Origin of the sequence: Bradyrhizobium sp. CCBAU 51627 (genome assembly GCF_028128765.1) — a bacterium.
Taxonomy (GTDB): domain Bacteria; phylum Pseudomonadota; class Alphaproteobacteria; order Rhizobiales; family Xanthobacteraceae; genus Bradyrhizobium.
On record NZ_LBJG01000011.1, the window covers coordinates 13377 to 31562 of the forward strand.

At 60.4% G+C, this 18186-nt stretch carries 11 protein-coding genes; 4 read left to right on the forward strand and 7 right to left on the reverse strand.

Annotated features, from left to right (window positions below):
• Positions 1-2: 2 nt before the first annotated feature.
• Genes XH88_RS06315 through XH88_RS06325 form a run of 3 tightly spaced genes read right to left on the reverse strand, consistent with a single transcriptional unit; the run spans position 3 to position 5591 of the window.
• Entirely contained in the window at positions 3-3437 is a 3435-nt protein-coding gene (locus XH88_RS06315) for an SbcC/MukB-like Walker B domain-containing protein (RefSeq protein ID WP_271614555.1), read from the reverse strand.
• Positions 3434-4072, reverse strand: coding sequence for a DUF4194 domain-containing protein (locus XH88_RS06320; RefSeq protein ID WP_271614556.1), 639 nt, complete (start codon positions 4070-4072; stop codon positions 3434-3436). Before XH88_RS06320 ends, XH88_RS06315 begins: the two co-directional genes overlap by 4 nt.
• Complete coding sequence (locus XH88_RS06325) at positions 4062-5591, reverse strand: Wadjet anti-phage system protein JetA family protein (RefSeq protein ID WP_271614557.1); 1530 nt, start codon at positions 5589-5591, stop codon at positions 4062-4064. The genes XH88_RS06320 and XH88_RS06325 overlap by 11 nt, the downstream gene beginning before the upstream one ends.
• Positions 5592-5926: 335 nt before the next feature.
• On the opposite strand from XH88_RS06325, the gene XH88_RS06330 reads away from it, so the two are divergent.
• The 4 genes from XH88_RS06330 (at position 5927) to XH88_RS06345 (ending at position 9376) form a co-directional block, all read left to right on the forward strand.
• A complete protein-coding gene (locus tag XH88_RS06330; protein WP_271614558.1) occupies positions 5927-7093 on the forward strand; it encodes a nucleotidyltransferase family protein in 1167 nt (388 codons plus the stop codon).
• 142 nt (positions 7094-7235) lie between these two features.
• Entirely contained in the window at positions 7236-7385 is a 150-nt protein-coding gene (locus tag XH88_RS06335; protein WP_271614559.1) for a hypothetical protein, read from the forward strand.
• Positions 7386-7805: 420 nt separating this feature from the next.
• Positions 7806-8057, forward strand: a complete 252-nt coding sequence (locus XH88_RS06340) for a helix-turn-helix domain-containing protein (protein WP_080139081.1) — start codon at positions 7806-7808, stop codon at positions 8055-8057.
• The gene (locus XH88_RS06345; RefSeq protein WP_271614560.1) at positions 8057-9376 is read left to right on the forward strand and encodes a type II toxin-antitoxin system HipA family toxin; all 1320 of its coding nucleotides are present in this window, start codon (positions 8057-8059) and stop codon (positions 9374-9376) included. Before XH88_RS06340 ends, XH88_RS06345 begins: the two co-directional genes overlap by 1 nt.
• Before the next feature lie 478 nt (positions 9377-9854).
• Here XH88_RS06345 and XH88_RS06350 read toward each other — a convergent pair whose 3' ends face one another.
• From XH88_RS06350 to XH88_RS06365, 4 genes are all read right to left on the reverse strand, one after another.
• Entirely contained in the window at positions 9855-11525 is a 1671-nt protein-coding gene (locus XH88_RS06350) for an ATP-binding protein (protein WP_271614561.1), read from the reverse strand.
• Between the two features lie 62 nt (positions 11526-11587).
• Positions 11588-12637: an SIR2 family protein gene (locus tag XH88_RS06355; protein ID WP_271614562.1), complete on the reverse strand. Its 1050-nt coding sequence runs from the start codon at positions 12635-12637 to the stop codon at positions 11588-11590.
• Between the two features lie 295 nt (positions 12638-12932).
• Positions 12933-16475, reverse strand: coding sequence for a YhaN family protein (locus XH88_RS06360; RefSeq protein ID WP_271614563.1), 3543 nt, complete (start codon positions 16473-16475; stop codon positions 12933-12935).
• 3 nt (positions 16476-16478) lie between these two features.
• A complete protein-coding gene (locus XH88_RS06365) occupies positions 16479-17750 on the reverse strand; it encodes a metallophosphoesterase family protein (RefSeq protein ID WP_271614564.1) in 1272 nt (423 codons plus the stop codon).
• Positions 17751-18186 lie beyond the last annotated feature (436 nt).

The window sequence follows — 18186 nt, forward strand, 5'->3', positions numbered from 1 at the left end:
GACTACTCGGCGGCCAGACGGGTGGCGAGCTCATCTTCGGACATCAGGTCCGGATCGATGGCCATCAGCTCGCGCTTGGCCTTCTCTTTCAGTTCCACGACGGTAGCCCTGGACTGCTCGCCGATCCGGTCCACCTCCACGATGGTGTCCATGTGCTCGAGCACGGCGACCCTCTTCTCGAATGGCGCAGCAATCACGAACTGCAGGCCGAGGTTTTTGTAAAAGCTCATCATCTGCCGCTGGTTCTTGCCGTCCATCTTGGAGAAAGCCTCATCGAACATGGCGAGCGCGAAACCGGCGGGCTTGCCGGCGCGACGCTCCGCGCTGCCGTAGACGGCGGCCAGCGAAGCGCCGATGGCAACGTAGATAGGCACCTGCTGTTCGGCGCCAGACCCGGTGCCGCGCCGCTGCTCCCAGCGGGTCGAGCGGCCGGTGGCAACATCCTCCATGTGGATCTCGAAGGTGTAGAAGTTGCGGTAGTCCTCGAACTGGGTGAAATCCTTGTCGGGGTCCTCGAGCAGCGCCTCGAGTGCGACGATCGTATCCTTGTGCGGGAAATCATCGGGCACGTCGCCCCGGAACAGCATATCGAGCGCCTCCGGAGAGGTTTTGGCGATCTCGATGATCTTCAGGATGGGCTGGAATTCGACCATCTGGGTGCGATGGAATGAATATCGCTCGTTATGGAACGGATGTGCGTAGAGGCTCCGGTTCAACGATTGCAGCTCCCGCTCCATCTTTCCGATCCGGGCCGTGAGCGCGTTGATGAACTCGCCGCGCAGCAGGGTGGACGCCTTCTCCGCCGCTTCTCGCGCCTGCCGTTCGTACTGGCGCAGCTCATTGGATTCGATATCCGAGATGAGCTGTTCCATCCATGGCTTCACCTCCCGCAGCGGCTCGCTCTCCGCGCCGACTTGCGAGCTCATCCCGAACTGGTCGAAGTAATCGTAAAGGAGTTCGCGGACCCGTCGCTCGATCCGGAGGCGTTCGGCGTCCGAAGCGTCCGCATCTTTGAGCGCTCTGTCGGCGATAGCGCGGTGTTTCTCCGCGAAGCCCTTCTGGGCTGCGGCATCGAGGCGCTCGCGGTACACGATCCTGCCCTTCGCGGCGGAGTAGAGTGGGAAGGTCTTGCGATAGATCGAGCGGGCGACCCGCAGGTTGAGTTCGGAGCCGGGCACGTTTTCGCCCTCTCCGAGCCTCCTCTCCGCCGACCTGACCTCACCGTCATGCTCGCCGAACGCCTTCTGCTGGATCTTTCGTTCGTCGAGCCTCTTGACCTTTAGCGTCTGCTGCGCTCGTTTCTTGTCGCGAAGCCCGCCGTCGCCCGCGCCGTCGAGCGCTTCGAGCCTCGCCTGGGCTTCGGCGATCTCGGTCTGCGCGGCTGCGAAGGCAGCGGCGCAAGCCTTCAGATCGTCACGTCCCTCGCAGATATTCTTCAGAGCGGCAAAGGCCTGCTCTGCCGCCTGGGCCTGCTTGCTCTTTTCCGTTTGGAGCCGATCGAGTTCCTCGGCCTGATCCTGCAGGGAGCGCAGGGCATTCGCCTGAGCCGCCTTTCCAATCTTGTGCTGCGAGGCTTCGATCCAGCGATGGGTCCTTACGAGTCCATCATCGTAGAGGCCATCCTTCATGATAGCCCGGCCGGGCCTGTTGAACTGGTCGAGCGTGTCCGCGAGGCGGACCGTGCCGTAGCGGCGCATGATGAAGGCCATCGCGTCCGGATCCTGGCTCCGGAAGATCGAGGGGAAAGTGCCGCGCTCCGGCTTGGCCCTGAACTGCTCGAGCTTGTTTAGGCTCACGAGCGATGCGTGGCGAAACTCGCGGCGACCTTCCTTGAAGATTGACGTGGCGGCGCTGATATCCGCTCTGTCCACGAACACAGCTTCCCGGTCGCGGCCGAGGAGCGCCTCGGCGGCTCCCACCCACTCGGGTTCGGCGACTTCGATGATGTCGCAGAGCACGCGCGGGACCATTCCCCTCTGCCGCAGCCTGCGGCAGAGAAGTTCAGTGTCCTCGCCAAGATAGGCGCGCGCCCCTCCGGCCGCGTGCTGTCGAATGCGTTCGAGCACCTCAGCGCGCCGGCCTCGGAGCCCGGAAAGCTCCGCGATGATCGCTTGACGTGCTTCGTCGATCTTCGGCAGCCATTTGGCGCCGCTTGCCGCGAAGGACTTCTCGGCCGCGGTGACCTCGTCGGAGACGCCCCCGATGTCGGCCCCGGCGGTGGCGGTCACAAGACGCTCAAGCGCAGGAACGAAGTCCTCGAAACCGTCCGCGCACATCGCGCGTAGCGGCTCCAGGCGACGGATGTTCTCCATGCGAGCCTTGAAGTCCGCCGAGGCGCGGTGCGCCGCCTGCCCGGCCACATCGGCGGTCTGCTGCAGGGACTTTCTGCCGGTCTTGGCATCGTGCTCGGCGATCGCGGCCGTGAGACGTTCGATCTCGTTATCGATGGCCTTGACGTCGTCGTCGATGAATTCGAGTTCTTTTGCTGCCGCATCCCGGCGCGCCATCTCGGTACGCCGCTTGGTCTTGAAGTCCAGGTTTGTCGCGCGCGCCGCGAGCCAAGTCGCGCGTTTTGCGATCCACTCCTCCCTGAACTTGGTCTCGAGCGCCTCTTCAAGCTTGCCGAGGACGACCCGAAGCGCCCTCAGGGCTTCGAGCCTGAGGCGCATCTTTCGGATGGTTTCGCTGATGTTGCGGTATGTCTGGATCGACTCGCGCAGCTCCTTGATGCCGATCGGACTGTCCTCGAGGATGTAGTTCCGCACGAACTGCGTCGCCGTCTGGTTGTGGTCGAGCGTCATCGCGTTGACGATTGATTTCTGCAGGGCGCTGGCGTTCTGCTCGCCATAGGGCGAATGCGGCAGAAGATGGCGCATGTACTCACGGACGTAGTCGCTCGCCCGGTCGCGATGATTGACGAAGTTGCCTTCGCCGACCGCCGCGACGATCCGGGCGCGCACGTCCTCCCACGGCGCCGGGAATTGCGACTTTCCTCGCTGCTCGATGAAGTCCTTGGAGCTCAGAACGGTCCCGACGGCGACGAACAGTGCCAGCACGGTCTCCCTGCTGTCGGACTTGCGCGCCTCAAGCGCCATGCCGATCGTGACCGGCGGGCGGGCGCCTTCCGTGTCTTCGAAACCGAGCGCGATGTAGGTGCGCGCCTCGTCGCGCCGACGCTGATCTTCGCCGAGCGTCCCGAGGCAGTAGTCGACGACGCTGCGCTTCGAGCCGCTGCGCGATTTTCCGCTGTCGCCGGCGACTGCGTTCAGGCGCAAGAACCGCCGGCTCGCGCCGGTGAGAACGACCTGTGCCATGTCGAGGATTGTGGATTTGCCGGACCGGTTCTCGCCCAGGACCCCGACGTGTCCTGTCACGTCGATGTCGGCGACGTCGAACAGGTGCCAGTTCACCATCGTCAGGTGGCGTAGCTCCATCATGCCTCGTCTCCTGCGGGCTGCGGAAACCGCGCCTCCTCGCTACGGACGTAGCGCTCAAGCCGTTGGAGGGCATCGCCGCCACTGATCAGCTTAATCATCGGACGGATCCTGATCTCGCAGTCCTGCTGCTCGTCGTCAAAATCACCGATCTCGACCAAACTGCGTTGGGCGGCCTCGCGCAGAATGTCCCGGAAGCGGGCGGCCGAGATCGCACCTCCGCCGCCGTGTTGCGCCATCTCGCGGTAGCGGTCGAACAGGTCGTTCAAGGTGGCGACAACGACGGCCCGGTCCTCGACCGCTCCGACGTTCACCTCCTGCTGCCAATACGCCGCCAGCACCAGCATGACGATTGTTTCATCGAGCTTCATCCGGGGCAGCGGCACGTCCTCGTCCATCGCGACGATGCCGGCCCACTGCGCCTCCGGATCGCGATGGACGCGGTATCCGCAACTATCGAAGAATCCGTCGACCACGTCGCGGAAGCGGCCATCCATGATCGTGTTGTAGACTGTCCCGGTCCGGGGATCTCCCGCGAACACGAACTGCCGCCGGAGCAGGAAGTGCAGCGCTTTGCGGAGGTCGGCTGCCTTTTCCGCGCCGAGGGAGCGCTCGACGTTTTCGAACTCACTGAGCACGGGCTGCCTCTGCCTTCCGGAGGGGGCCGGATCGCCTGACAACGAAGTTCGCACACCGAAGCCATTCGCTGTCGTGGGGCGGCGTGTCTGGGCGAGGCTCCAGATCGAACCCGGCCGCGACCTGCACCGGAATCTCGCCCGTCAGCGCATATCGGCGGGCGCAATCGAAGGCGAGAAAGTCGTCCACGGTATCGATTTCCATGAAGCGGGCTTCCCTGGTCGCGAAGGGCGGCACCTGGCCCTCGAGGAATCGTCTGACATCTTCCGGGCGGGGCGCAATGCGCGCGATGTACTCGAGGCGGAGCTTCTTGCGCAGTTCGTACAGCGGGTCCGACGGCGGCTCGGCGAGCTCCCTTGCTTCGACGGGACGGCGCGGCTGCCTGGCCGGCGCCTGATGGTGCTCCGACCAGGGCGACCGCAGCGGCTCGATGCTCCACTCGGTTGTCGCGTTGTGGTGTCTGCCGTCCCGCAGTAGGGCATCCAGGCGCCGAACCAGGTCGCTGGCCCGGCCGACGAGTCCCTGGCCGCCCCGCTCGGCGTACTTAATGGTGTTGCGGACTCTGGCTTCGAGCTGCCTGCGGAAGGCCTCGATCCTATCAAACATCTCCCCGATCTGATCGAAGATGCTTTCGATGGCCAGCAGGTCGTCGGCCGCGGCCATTCGACCGTCCTCGATGTCGGCTGCCATGCTGGAAGCTGTGTACTCCTCGGCAAGGACCTGCATGGTCTCCGGGGTGTAGGAGATCCTCCGCGCGAGATCGACGATGGCGTCGCGGAAGCGGTACGGATGGTTGACGGTGAGGATGGACTCGAAATCCTTCAGCAGAAGCTGTTCGACGAACTCCTCGAAAAAGGCTTCCAGCCGGGTAGCGACTGTTTTCGTCTCCATGACGGTCCGTCGGACGCGCTTCAGGTCGGCCAGAATGGCCCGCAGGCTCTTAGTGAACTGGTCGGCCTGATTGCGCGCCTCGCGGACGGCGAGCGCGGCTTCGCGCTGTTTGCGGTCGGTGATCTCGGGCCTCAGTTTTTCGACGGCCTCCAAGTTGAGGCGGATTTGCACGATCAAACCGCCGAATCGCTGCGAGAGATCCTTGTTGAGGCTCGCGAGCCGCTGGATCACGAGCAGCGGACCCATAGCCATGTCCACGGTAACGCGAAGCCCGTATTCCTCCTCTTCAAGCCATCCCCAGGCGAGCAGCCGGGCGTACAGTTGTCGCGCAAGACCGAGCGCCTTGTCGCCCTTCTCGGAAGCGAGCGCGGCGTCGGCCTTCCGGATCCGGCGGCGTCCCGCGGAGATCATTTCCGGCAGGCTGCCTAAATCATCGCCCTCGTTCCAGAGGACGGGGTTGGCGCGCATGACGTCGTAGATGGCGTGGACCACCTGCTGCGGCGTCGGAAACGACGGCGCGCCTGAAAAGAAGCGTTCATGGAGGTCGAGCAGACAGGCCGCGTACAGGTGCTTGTGATCGCGCGAAAAGGCTAAAAAGGCGTCGTCATGCAATTGGCGAAACAAGGTCAATGACGCGGCTCCTGGGCCCGACTTTATCCTGAGTTGGCGACACTAAACGCATGATGTGCCGGACAACATTGTTATTGAGAGTGGGTCTTGAAAATACAACCGGAAGGTCTGTTCCTAGTATGTTCTAATATAGCTTGGCAGCTCGATCCCTGTCGAGGCTCCAAAGTTGGATCGGGAGGTAGATTTCGGACCCTGGAAGCGGAACAATCGGCTCAAGCCCTTGAATTCATTATTGTTACCATTATGGCGAAAGGGATACAAAGGCTTTGCTACCATTTTGGCAGGATGGATACAAAGTCATTGTTACCACTTCGCCAAAATGGTAACAAACACCTATGAAGCAGTTTTCCAACATCGACCAAGTCATGTTCTCCGACCTGGTTCAAAAGGCGACCGACGCGGATTTCGACGAGAACTTCCCGGAAAACGGGACCTTTCTCAAACAGAAGCGAGCCAACCGCGAATACTATTACTACAAGGCCTACGAGCCCTCCGGTGGCGACGGACCGACGAAGACGACCCTCAAATATGTCGGTCCGGCCGATGATCCCGAGATTGCCAAACGCGCGGAAGCTTTCCAGCGCACCAAGATTGGCTATCGCGCGCGACGCGAGCTGGCAGCGAAGTTGAGGCGGGCCGGCTACCCTGCCCCTCCCCACATGGAAGGTCTCGTCGTCAACGAACTCGCGCGCGCGGGACTTTTCCGGCTTCGCGCCACGCTCGTCGGTTCGATGGCCTATCAGACATACAGCGGCGTACTCGGCGTCAAGCTGCCCGACGAGCTCGTGACGACCGAGGATTTGGACATCGCGAAATTCTACGGCATCTCGATCTCGATCGATGAAAGCATGCCCGACATCGAAGAGATCCTGAAAAAGGTGGATCCGACATTTGCGCCCTCATTCTCTCCTGATGAAACCAAGCTGTTCAGCGGTTTTGCCAATGCCACCGGCTTCAAGGTCGAATTCCTTACACCAAACCGTGGCGACGAGGACTACTCCTCCAGACTGACGCAGATGCCTTCATTGGGGCCGTCTGTAGGGGCGCAGGTTTTGCGGTTCCTAGACTACCTGATCCATGAGCCGATCCGCTCTGTGGTCTTGCACGACGCCGGCGTGCCGGTCCTTGTACCGGCCCCGGAGCGCTACGCCGTCCACAAACTGATCATCGCGACCAAACGGAATGTGTTCTTTGCGGATAAGGCCAAAAAGGACATCAACCAGGCTGGCGCGCTCATTCAAGCATTCAATGCCGTCAAACGTAGTAGCGACCTAGGCTTTGCGTGGATGGAAGCGTGGGAACGCGGAGCCAGATGGCGACGACGGCTTGGTGTTGGCGCCCTGCGTGTTTCGGACGACACTTTCGACATGCTCGCGAAGGGCGTAGCCGAAGCGGCCAAACTCGACGGCAAGCCGGCAGAGGAGTACGGGCTTACGGGAGGCAAGGAAGGTCTTCTGGCGCGCGTTTCAATTGCGAAGCCGACGGCGTCGCCAACGCCGTGATGCCAATTCGACATGTCGATGAGGCTCTCTCGCCCATCATCGGCGATGGGCGCGCCGGTGCTGCTGCTGATCATCGGCGGCGTCGGCACGCCGACTCACGTGATTGGCTCGCTGATCATCTCTTCTGCCGATGCAGCTGACCATGCCGGTGATGGTGCCGATCATGCCGTTCGATCAGCTCGGTCTTGCCGCCGACGCGCTCGATGCTCAGCACGAAGTCGAGCTGGATCGGAACATGCTGCGCAATCGCCGCCTGTTTGATGGCCGGTCTGCTTCTCGTCCTCGACCGTGACCGGTTTTTCGACGACGAACCCGGACGGGCTTGTCGGGGCCGCTGCCATGACCTCCGCCCTGACCCGGATTGCCCCGGGGCAGCGGAAAGTCGCTTCGGCGCGGCCAGCCCCTTGACCCAGATCTCGTCCATTCTGCGCGAATATCCCAATCTCAACGAGCAAGCCGCTGCGGCGTTGGACCAGCTGATCGAGGCGACGTACGCCCGACTGGATCTCAGAAATGAGATGACCGGCAGACTCGAGCCACCAGCTCTACATCGATCATCAGCTTTTAGTAATTTAAGTAAGAAAGGCAGTGGGATCCCAGGGTTTCATACGCAATTGCGTATTAAGCACAAATATGCGCGAATACGTATAATAAAGAGATATTCGCGTTCGCGTATATTGACAAAAATATACGCAATCGCGTATGGTAGCACATGGACACGATTGCCCGCACCCCCCAACAAGTTGGCGCCGGGATCAGGCGCTACCGGCGGCAGAAGAAGCTTACCCAGGCTGGCCTCGGTGAGAAGATGCATGCGCGTCAAGCGACGGTCTCGAAGCTGGAAGCCGGTGTACCTGCAACGCAGCTGCGCATCTTGATGGATGCGCTGGCCGCGCTCGACCTCGAGTTGGTCATCCGGCCGCGCACCAAATTGACGGCTGAAGCGATTGAGGATCTGTTCTGATGGCGCGTCGTCCTGCCCGCGCGCCCCTCAACGTCTATCTCAACGCACGGCTGGTCGGGCGGCTGCGGCGCGAGAGCAGCGGCGCAATCGATTTCCAGTATGACAAGCAGTGGCTCGCGTGGGAAAATGCCATCCCCGTTTCGGTGTCGCTGCCATTGCGGGAGGATCGTTATATCGGCAATCCCGTCGTCGCTGTTTTTGACAATCTTCTGCCCGATAATGACGACATTCGCCGACGCGTCGCCGAACGCGCGCATGCTGATGGCGCCGACGCTTACAGCCTGCTCTCCGCAATCGGCCGCGATTGCATCGGCGCGCTGCAATTCCTTCCCGACGGTGCCGCGCCCGGAGCCGCCGGCGCCCTTGATGGCCGCGCCGCTAGCGATCAAGAGGTCGCCGCCATTCTCGGCAATCTTGCCAGCAATCCGCTCGGCATCGGCGCCGACCAGGACTTCCGCATTTCTCTCGCGGGCGCGCAGGAAAAGACAGCGCTGCTTTACTGGAAAGACAAGTGGTACGTTCCTCATGGCACGACCGCAACTACGCACATCATCAAGCCGCAGATCAGGAAGTTGCCGAACGGAATCGACCTGACCAGCAGCGTTGAAAACGAGCATCTGTGCCTCGAGCTGGTTGCCGCACTCGGCTTGCCGGTCGCCAAATCAAGCATCATCGATTTCGCCGGGCGCCGCGTGCTCGCAGTTGAGCGGTTCGATCGCACCTGGACGCGCGACGGCCGCCTGTTGCGGCTGCCGCAGGAAGACTGCTGCCAGGCACTATCGGTTCCGCCCACGCGAAAGTATGAATCCGACGGCGGACCTGGCATCCGCAAAATCTCGGATTTCCTCAAGGGCAGCGATACGCCTGAGGACGACCGGGCCATTTTCTTCAAGGCGCAGATCGTGTTCTGGCTGCTTGCCGCCACCGATGGCCATGCGAAGAATTTTAGCATTCATTTGGCGCCGGGCGGACGTTTTCATCTTGCCCCGCTTTACGACATCATTTCGACCCAGCCGAGCCTGGACGCTGGACAGATCAGCCAAAACCAAATGAAGCTGGCCATGGCGATCGGTAGCAACCGGCATTACGTTGTCCACACGGTTCTCGGCCGACATTTCGTGCAGACTGCGAAAAGCTGCGGTCTATCCGACAAAACAGTCAAGGCTGTCATCCAGCAGCTCGGCGATACAGCCGCAAAAGCCATAGATCAGGTGCTGAATGCGCTTCCAAAAGGATTTCCGGAGGAGATGGCCATATCGATTGCTGATGGCGCGAAGCGCCGTATGAATTCGCTGGCTGTGCTCAAGAGCAGTAAATGATCCGCGGCCAGTCGGCGCGGCGCGTAGGTCGGCTTACGAGCCGGCGTTGCGGCTAAGATCTCAGGATCATAAATCGCCTTGATAAAAGAAGTTGCTCTCCGCGTCCCATCTTCCAAGGCGGCCTTCATCGAAGGAGCCCAATCAGCCACCGCCGCACTCAATTCGTACCCGGCGCCTTCACCGCATGAAGCGCCGCTCCAACGCCTCTAGAACGGCGTTGAAAGCAAAGTCCGATCATCGTGATGCTGATGATGGCCTACATCGGAGGAATCAGGAAGCTGTACTGACTGTTGATGATGAGACAGCCAAGACCTGCCTTCGCGCCAACCATCTCGGAGGCCATCAGCACCAGCATCGCGGACGCACTGGCAAGACGAATGCATAAAGATGGTGGGAAGCAGGCAGGATCACCTTCCGGATCAGTTGCTGCAGCGTCGCGCCCAGCATCGTGATGTGCGAGAGGCTTGCCGGAAGGCAACTATTTGACAAGCGTCTGACGGCGCCAGCTCTCGACAGCCTTGTCGAGTGTCGCCGCAGCCGCTGGGTCTGCCCAACGATCCCAGAACTGGATCGTGCCGCTAAGCGGTTCGTTTATCGGTTTGGCAATGCGGATACGCGTGGGCAGTAGAATCGCATCGCCAACGACGAGTGCTTCGCCCGTGTCGAGGACCGGAAGCAGGTCGCCGAAGCCGCCGAGGCTGTCGGGCAGCAGCCGTCGCACGACAGCTTGGTCGTCACCGTTGGTTAGCCGCATCGCGATGAGATTGTTGCACTGGCTGGCCACCGTACGGTTCACTTCGGCGGGGCGCTGGCTGATCACCACCAGCCCGACGCCATATTTCCGCCCCTCCTTGGCGATGCGCTCGAAGGTAGCGATCGCATTCTCCGCGGCGCCCGAAGTCGGATCCTGTGGAATATAAAGATGCGCCTCGTCACAGAACAGGGCCACCGGATGGCGAAGCCCCTGCGTGCTCCACTGCTGCACGTGGAAGGCCATGCGCGCGACCATGCCGACGATCAGCGGCAAAATGTCGGATGGAACTTCAGAGAAGTCGATGATCTTGACGCCACCGTGGCCGCCTTTGGCCGCCCTGCCACCGAGCAGCAGCTCAACTGCGCGATCGAGCCAATCATAGCTGTCCGCCACGCCGGACGCAGGAAATAGGAAGCCGAGGCGTCGATCGGTGCGTTTGCCCTCGAGGCGCTGGATTAGACGGCTGAGCTTGCCGTGGAAATCGCCCTGCTTCTCCGTCCTGGCTCCCGGTACCATCTCGGCGTTGAGGCGGTTGAGCTCGCCTAACACGGCTTCCATCCTGAAAGGCACCGGACTGTCGATCGTGAAGTTGGCGAGCACCTCGACATGACCGCCAGCTTTCAGGAAGCCCGTCTTGGCGTCCACGACGGTACGCGACATGATCATAGCCTGGTTTGGGGCGTTCTGATCGGAGCGGTCAACAAACATCGAGACAAGCGCCTCGTAGCTCATGAGCCAATAGGGCAAATGCAGCACACCATCGTTCAGCCCGTTCCCCGCTTCGATGTCGCTTGGGCCCGCGACGCGAAGATGGACGAAACCGTCGCCAGCCATCGACGCATATTCTCCGTGCATGTCGAACACGATGGCATTGGCGCTGTCGAGCTCAGCGATTTGCTCGAGCAGGCGGGCGGTCGTCCACGACTTGCCCGAGCCGGTGCTGCCCACGATGAGCGCATGACGCTGGAACAACCGATTGCCATTGACGAACGCCTGAGCGTTGGGATCGAGCGTATAGGCGCCAAGCGACAGGCGCTGCGCGCCGCCGGTCACCTCCGAAATCACGCCCATGAATCGCGTAAGGCGCTCGCCTTCGAGAGCGAAGCAGCAGGCATCGATCTCCGGGACGGTCTCAAGCGTCCGGCGGAAGACATTGGCGCGCGGTCCGTCCCGATCGAGCAGCGTGCCGATCAACATAATCCGAACCAGATTGACTTCGGGATGCGAGGCCTCGCCTAGCTCGACATCGGCGATCTTCGCTTCACTGAGCGCGGTACGGATGATCTTTTGGATCACGCCAATCAACTTGTGGCCGGCAAGGCTGCTCTGGAGCGCAACCAGCCGGTTTACCTGCAGCGCCCGCAGCGCCTCGACATCATCGACGTGGACGATCACCGTGGTCGTGTCGACCGATTGGACGCGGCCCAGCGCTTCTCCGTCCGCAAAATCCAGAATGCTCACGCGGAAACTCCTGTCATCTCATTGAGGAAGCGGTCGAGCCGCCAGATCGGTTGATCTACGTCGAACCCTTTCGGTACGTCGTGCATATAAGCGCGCGCGCCCATCGTCCCCTCCTCGATCGCGAGATAGCGCCGGCAGCGTCCGCCGCCGAGGAAGGTCCGGGCGGACGTGGTCAGCTCTTTGGTGATCACGACAAGCGGGACGGAATCGCGATCGCAACGCTCGATCAGCTTGGTCTGAAGATGCTCGTCGTTGAAGCCATAACCAACGCAGAAATAGGCGCGGGCGTTCTCCAGCGCGGCGTCGCTGCAGCCCAAGATCGTTCGGAACGGCTCGCCATGTGTCAGCCGGTATTTATCGATGCCCGGCGTGATCATCAGCGGCGAGTATCCGGCCGGCACTTCGGGCATTCCGCGAACGCCGATGATCTGGCCAGCGGAATCCTGGAACCAGTCGAGAGAGCCATGCACTTTCCAGACGGCAACGGTACGGGTCACCTGCCGATTAACGAAAACGCGCGTGTTCGAATCGCGCGCGCGCGATTGCAAATAACCGTAGTTGAAGCCGGTGAACGTGCTTACATCGACGGCATCGGCCGCATATTCGGCAAGCCGGTCATAGTTAGGCGTGACGACATGGACGGTCTTGTGCGTGCTGTCGAAGAGATGGCGGTACAGCCGCGAAAGGGGTAGCGCGCGCCGATCCGCCACAAGCGTCTGGAGGACGCGAAGATCGTGCGGCAGCAGGACAGCGCGGGTCTCGGTGGCGATGAACTGGGTCTGGCGTTCCGTCGGGCGCACGGCCTGGAGGGCGCTTTCGAGATCATTGCCGGCCGCAAGCTGCGCGACGAACTTATCCCATTCGCTCCTCTCATCTGCTGTCCAGCTCGTGGGAGGCTTGATAGCGGAAAGCTGCAACGCCAGGCCGCCCATGCCGGGCACACCGTGTGCAGCCGAGGCGCCGCTGCCCAGAATGATCACCGGTGTGGCGCTAAGCGCCGCCTGCGCGAATTCCTGCGCCATCTCCGGCGCGCTCTTGGCCGCCATACAGTCCCTTCCCGGCCAACGCGGGCTGTATCCACTACAGCCGTCGTCATCCCCATGAGATTTAGTGAATGGAACAATTTCGGCGAGGATTGCGTCCTCGCTAAATCTGAAATTAGCCCTTAGCCGATCAGGTTACGCTTGGTGTCGCGGCGACGAAGGGCCTGCAGGACCGTGAACTTTCCGGGATTGATCTTCCCCAAAGGAAGTCCGAGAAGCATGCCGACGCAAACTCCGCATCGCGGACTGCGTTTGAACATAGCGATAATGATGTCGAGACATGCATTCTGTAATCCATCTAAGCAACATTCTTCATTTGATGTGGGCGAGGCTCAAGCGTTGCCGTCGAAACACTCCTGCCAAACGCAGTAGACGCCACATCAAGCAGGTGCTGGTGATGGGTGAAGAAAAGCACCTGCGTTTTCTCCGCAAGAAGTTGCAACACCCTGAAACCGGCCGAGGCGCGCGCATCGTCATAATTGATGAAAAGATCATCGGCGATAAATGGCACCGGCGCAGCATGCATCAGATACTCTTCAACGGCAGCAATGCGCAGCGCGAAAAAGAGCTGATCGGCGGCGCCTTCGCTGAGACCTGATACGGGCACCGCTCCACCGTCCCCGCGCACGCCCGCCAGATGTGGCACGTCTTTTTCGTCGTATTCGAGCGTAAGGCGTTGGAACGAGCCGCCGGTCAGAATAGAGAACAGCTCCCCTGCCCGTTTGAGCAATGGTGCCTGCTTTTCGCGCCTAAACCGCTCGATCGCCCACCTCAGGATGATGGTTGCGGAGCGAACGCGGGCATACTGCGCCGCCACCTCCTTCATCTCGGCCAAAGCCAGCTGACGATCACCGGCAGCTTTGGCCGCAGCGGCGTCACCGCCGACGGCTTCGAACAAACGCTCAGTATCATTGCGACTCTGAATGGCGATCAGCTGGCGTTCCCTGACATCTTTGAGTATCGCCTTTAGCGTTTGCTCCCGAGCCGTTGTTTGATCGGGATCGGCGCTGCGACATTCCTCAGCGAGTTGTTCGACACCAAGCCCATCGCCATCAGCCTCAAGCGTGGTCCGCAAGCGCGATCGCTCATCCCTAAGCGCGCGTTGTAGATCGGACTGAAGAATAGCCGCTCGCAATCTGTCGATCGAATCGACGGCTGCGGCCCTTTTGAGGCCATCTATTACGGCCTCGGCGTCCGTCCTAGACTTGTCGCATTCTTCCAATTTCTTCTGCAGGCCCCGCATCACCTCAGCTTTTTCGTCGCGGGACACGACAGTCTGCCTCGCCGCATTCAATTGCGCATGGAGTTGAAGGATTGCTTCATCTGCATTCTGTCCGGAAAACCGTGGCGCGATCGCATTTACGAGCTTTTCGACATCCTCCGTAAACGCCGTGATGTCCCGCTCGATCTTTCCAATGCGCTCGTGCTTCAAATCCGCGATCTTGGCAGACGTCTCCCGCATCTGATCGATTGCTTCAATTTGCTCTTGAACGGTCTCAAGCGGGGCTTCGGGTAACAGATTGAGACCCCTCAGGGCATCCTTCCATTGCGCGTTCCAGACATCACGCTCTTTCACAGCGTTTTCAACAGCCACGCGCCTGCGTTCGACTTCTGTTGCGACCTTCCGTTCCTCAAGCGCGAGTTCATCCCTCTTTTGTGTGTTGCCCTCCTCCGTGCGGAGGCGCGCTTCGGCAGCCCCAAGAATTCCGTTCAGCGGCAGAATATCTGCCGAGGTTGCGATTGCCGTGTCCGCCATCAAACTGGCGAGCTGTTGCTTGGCTTTTGCAATTTGCTGCTGGAGCGAGGACTGTGCATGAAGCGCGGCGTCACGCTTGGCGATTTGATCGAGCACGCCAGCCCTCGCCTTGAGCCAATCCAGCATCTCGTCTGGAGAACGCGGGTTATCGGTGACCTGTTTCCACAGGATCGCCCAAGCCTCGGCCAACGCTTTCTGCTCTTCAGCTAACGAAAAAAGCTCCTGCTTGGCGGATTCAAGGACGTCTTGCTCTTCAGCGATTTGCCGAGCCAGCACCATGGCGGCAGCCGTCGACTGCGCATTCTGAAAGCGACGGTCCGCCGCGGTGTCGGCGTCTTCGATGGCCTTCACATAGGCATTGAGCAGCGGCTCGCCGCTTGCAAAAGCGAGCTCCTCCGATTCTGGCACCGTGATCTTGTCGACATGTCTGCGCCTGATGATAGACCATCCGGCATCTCGCCGCTCGCGCAGTTTCTTCAACTCCTCAGCGCCGACAATTCTTTCATCTGACACAAGACGAGCATAAGACTTTCGATTGTTTTCGACTGTACGCGTCAGCTCACGCGTCACAGCTTGCTGGCGCTGAATACGCGCCTGAAGCTCGCGGGCAGCATCGCGATGCGCCCTTACCGCCTCTTCCGCTGGGCTTTTCAAGGCCTGCAAACTCGTTTCACTCACGATAGGCGGATTCATATCAGCCATTTGCCGCTGACATGATCTATCGGCATCCTGATGCTCTTGATGGATACTCAGGAGACGCGCATCGAGATCGCCAAAAGCACGAATGGACTCAACGACCCCAGCCAGCACCGAAAGGTCTTTCTGCGCTCCGAGCGCTTCAATCCGTGCCTGGATATCGGCGAGTTTTTCGTTGGCATCCTCTAGCGCCGCTTCAGCGCTAGCAACGGCGGCAAATCGGCTGCCACGCGATGTCAACAGTCCGCGGACTGCCGCAACCTTGGCCCGCGGCGGAATTCTCTCGACCAGGTCGGCGATGGACCCTGTCCACCCCAGTTCAATCGCCGCGCGCTTCAGGACTTCTTCCGCTGCGGCGAGTTCGGCCCGCCGCTTCGGTAAGTCCGCCCGGCCCGAGGACAGCTGTATGCTGCGCTTCGAAAGTCGTTCAATCTCCGTTTGGTGGAGCAGAACGCTATCGTCAACCACAAGTCCGGAAATTTCCGTGCCGATTGTTGCGATCTGTTCGCGGAATGCGCTTATACGCACTTCTGCAGCAGCGTTATCGCCCGAGGCCTCCTCAAATTGCCTAGCCGCGTCCGGAGGTAATTCGACCACCGCGCCGAGGTCCGCTATCTCGGTTTCAATCTCTTGAAGCCGACGCACACCGCGATATACGCGCCGGACTCGAGAAATCTTCGCAAGTTCGGAAACTTGCTCTTCTATTTCCTTCTCGATCTGATTGCAAAGGCCGCGCGCCTCTTCAAATGCGGATTTCAATTCCTGCCATTTGCTTGCGCTCACCGTGTGTTGACGCAACGCCGCATCAGCTTCTTTAAGGCGGTCTTCCGCTTGGTAGTATTTTCGGTGTCCCGCCTTGCGGCTGGCCCAGAGCCCATCCGCCTCTGCCTGCATCGCACCCAGCCGATCGCGGAGACCTGACACGCCGGCCCCGGCGGCGAACAATGCCGCGCCGATATCATCCTTGGCCTGGGTGATATCCCGCCCGCCAGCCCGCAGGCGCTCATGGTCAAGACAGAACATCCGGCAGAAAAACGCGCGGTCCATCCCGCCGAGCCAAGGAGCAAGCAGGCCATCGCCAGCCGCAAGCGGCAGATCGTCCGGACCGAGAAGCGTGTCCTTGTTGCCCTTGCGACGCCGGACCGAAAGCAGCGCGCCGTCACGTTCTAGGGCGGCGCCGATGCGCAGGGCCGCATTCTCATGCAGGAAATTACGGGATGATTGCCCGGGAATACCGAAGAGCAGATCTTCAATCGCCGACATCGTCGTCGACTTTCCAGCCTCATTCTCGCCGTACACGACATGAAAGTCTGGTTCGCCTGACGGAAAATGAAGCGTCGTGCCGGTGAAATGTCCGTAACGGACCAGGTCAAGAGAACGAATACGCACGGATCAACGCCTTTCCGCAGTCAGACGTGCGCTCAGATATTCGCCAGCCTGCTCAATCACAGCCGAGTATTGTTTCGCGATCACCGCTTCGAGAAGAAAATCGTCAATATCAAGTGCCGCGTCGTGAGGAAGCCTGCGGACAAGGTCGCCCAGATCGTTTGCGATTTCTGCCTGGAGATCAGAATCCCCCGCAGCCTGAGCTAGTAGGACTTTGAGATCGTTGATCGCGCTGCCCTCTGATTGGATAGAAACGGCCGTCGTAGGCACGGTCGCATTGATCACGCTTTCGATCCATGCAACCTCTTCACCAAGAGCCAGTGCTGCGGCCCTCGCTTCAGCCAACAATTGCGGCGCAGACGCCATCAGTTCGGCGTGAAGAGCCGTCGGGCCAGTTAGTTTGATGCGACAAGCCAGCAATCGGCCTTCTACGTTCTTGGCCGCCTCGTCGATCGAGCGTTTGATTTGATCTACAACATCCCCGAACCGCGCGCTACCACTGACCGGTACATCGACATGCATCCACCGCACGACATCCGTTTGGAGCATCTCAGCGCCTTCGATCGCTCCGTCTTGGACCGTAACGAGCTGCGCCGATTTAGGGCCGGCTTCGCGGATGTGGCGCCCCTGTAGATTGCCGCAGAACACCACGTGCGGATTTTGATGCAGTACGCCGCCCTGATGCACGTGCGCGAGCGCCCAATAGTCGTACCCCTTGTTGATCAACTCTTCGAGCGTGCAAGGGGCGTAGTTCTCGTGAGAACCACCCATTCCGCCGAGTGCAGTATGCAGCACGCCGATGTTGAAATAGCCTTTGATCGGCGCGGGATAGGCTGCTGCCAGATTTTCCGTCGTCGCCTGCAGGCGGAAGCTTTGACCGTGAAGGGCGACGCGGCAATCATCGAGCTTGAAAGTTTGAGGCTTTCGATAGCTAAACACCTCAACATTGTCGGGAAGCGTCAGCCGCTTCGTGATTTGGCTTTCGGCGTCATGATTGCCGTGCAACACGAAGGCGGGGATTTTCGCCCCCCGCAAACGACCCATCTGCCGAACGAAAAACAGGCCGGTGTGAAAATCGCGCCAATCGCCGTCGTAGAGGTCTCCGGCGATGACCACGAAAGCCGCCTGTCTATCGATTGCCTGAGTAATGAGGTCCTCAAAGGCAGTTCGGGTCGCCGTTCGAATACGCTCGGCCGCTGGCCCCTCCTGTCCGCTCAGGCCTCTCAGGGGGCTGTCCAGATGTATGTCGCCGGTATGGATAAATTGGAAAGTGCTCACAACGGGACTCGCTAATTCCAATCAGAACAAACTAGTAAATTCCTTTTATCGCAATCTTGAGCGGAGTGTTGTCACCAAGTATCCGCAGACGCGGAAAGGGATTGTCGATGAGGGCTCGAAGGGGCCGCCGAATTTGAGGGCGACGCGAAGATTCGGCGGCACGTTTAACATTCGCGTTATCCATGTTGCGGAGAGCGTGTCTTTGGTACGGTTCGGACAAGGTCGTACCTGAGCTAGCTCCTCAGTCCTGCGAGCCGCTTTCCTGAGCGACCTTGCCTCGAAATTCTGGCAAATGCGGCGATCGGCTGGGAAGACACACACCGTGCCGCGCTGACGCTTTGGAGACGACCAACACGGAACCCGATCGGAGCGAGCCGAAATGCCCGATCACTTCCAGTTGTCGCGCCTGGGAGAGACTTAAAGCCTTTGCGACGAT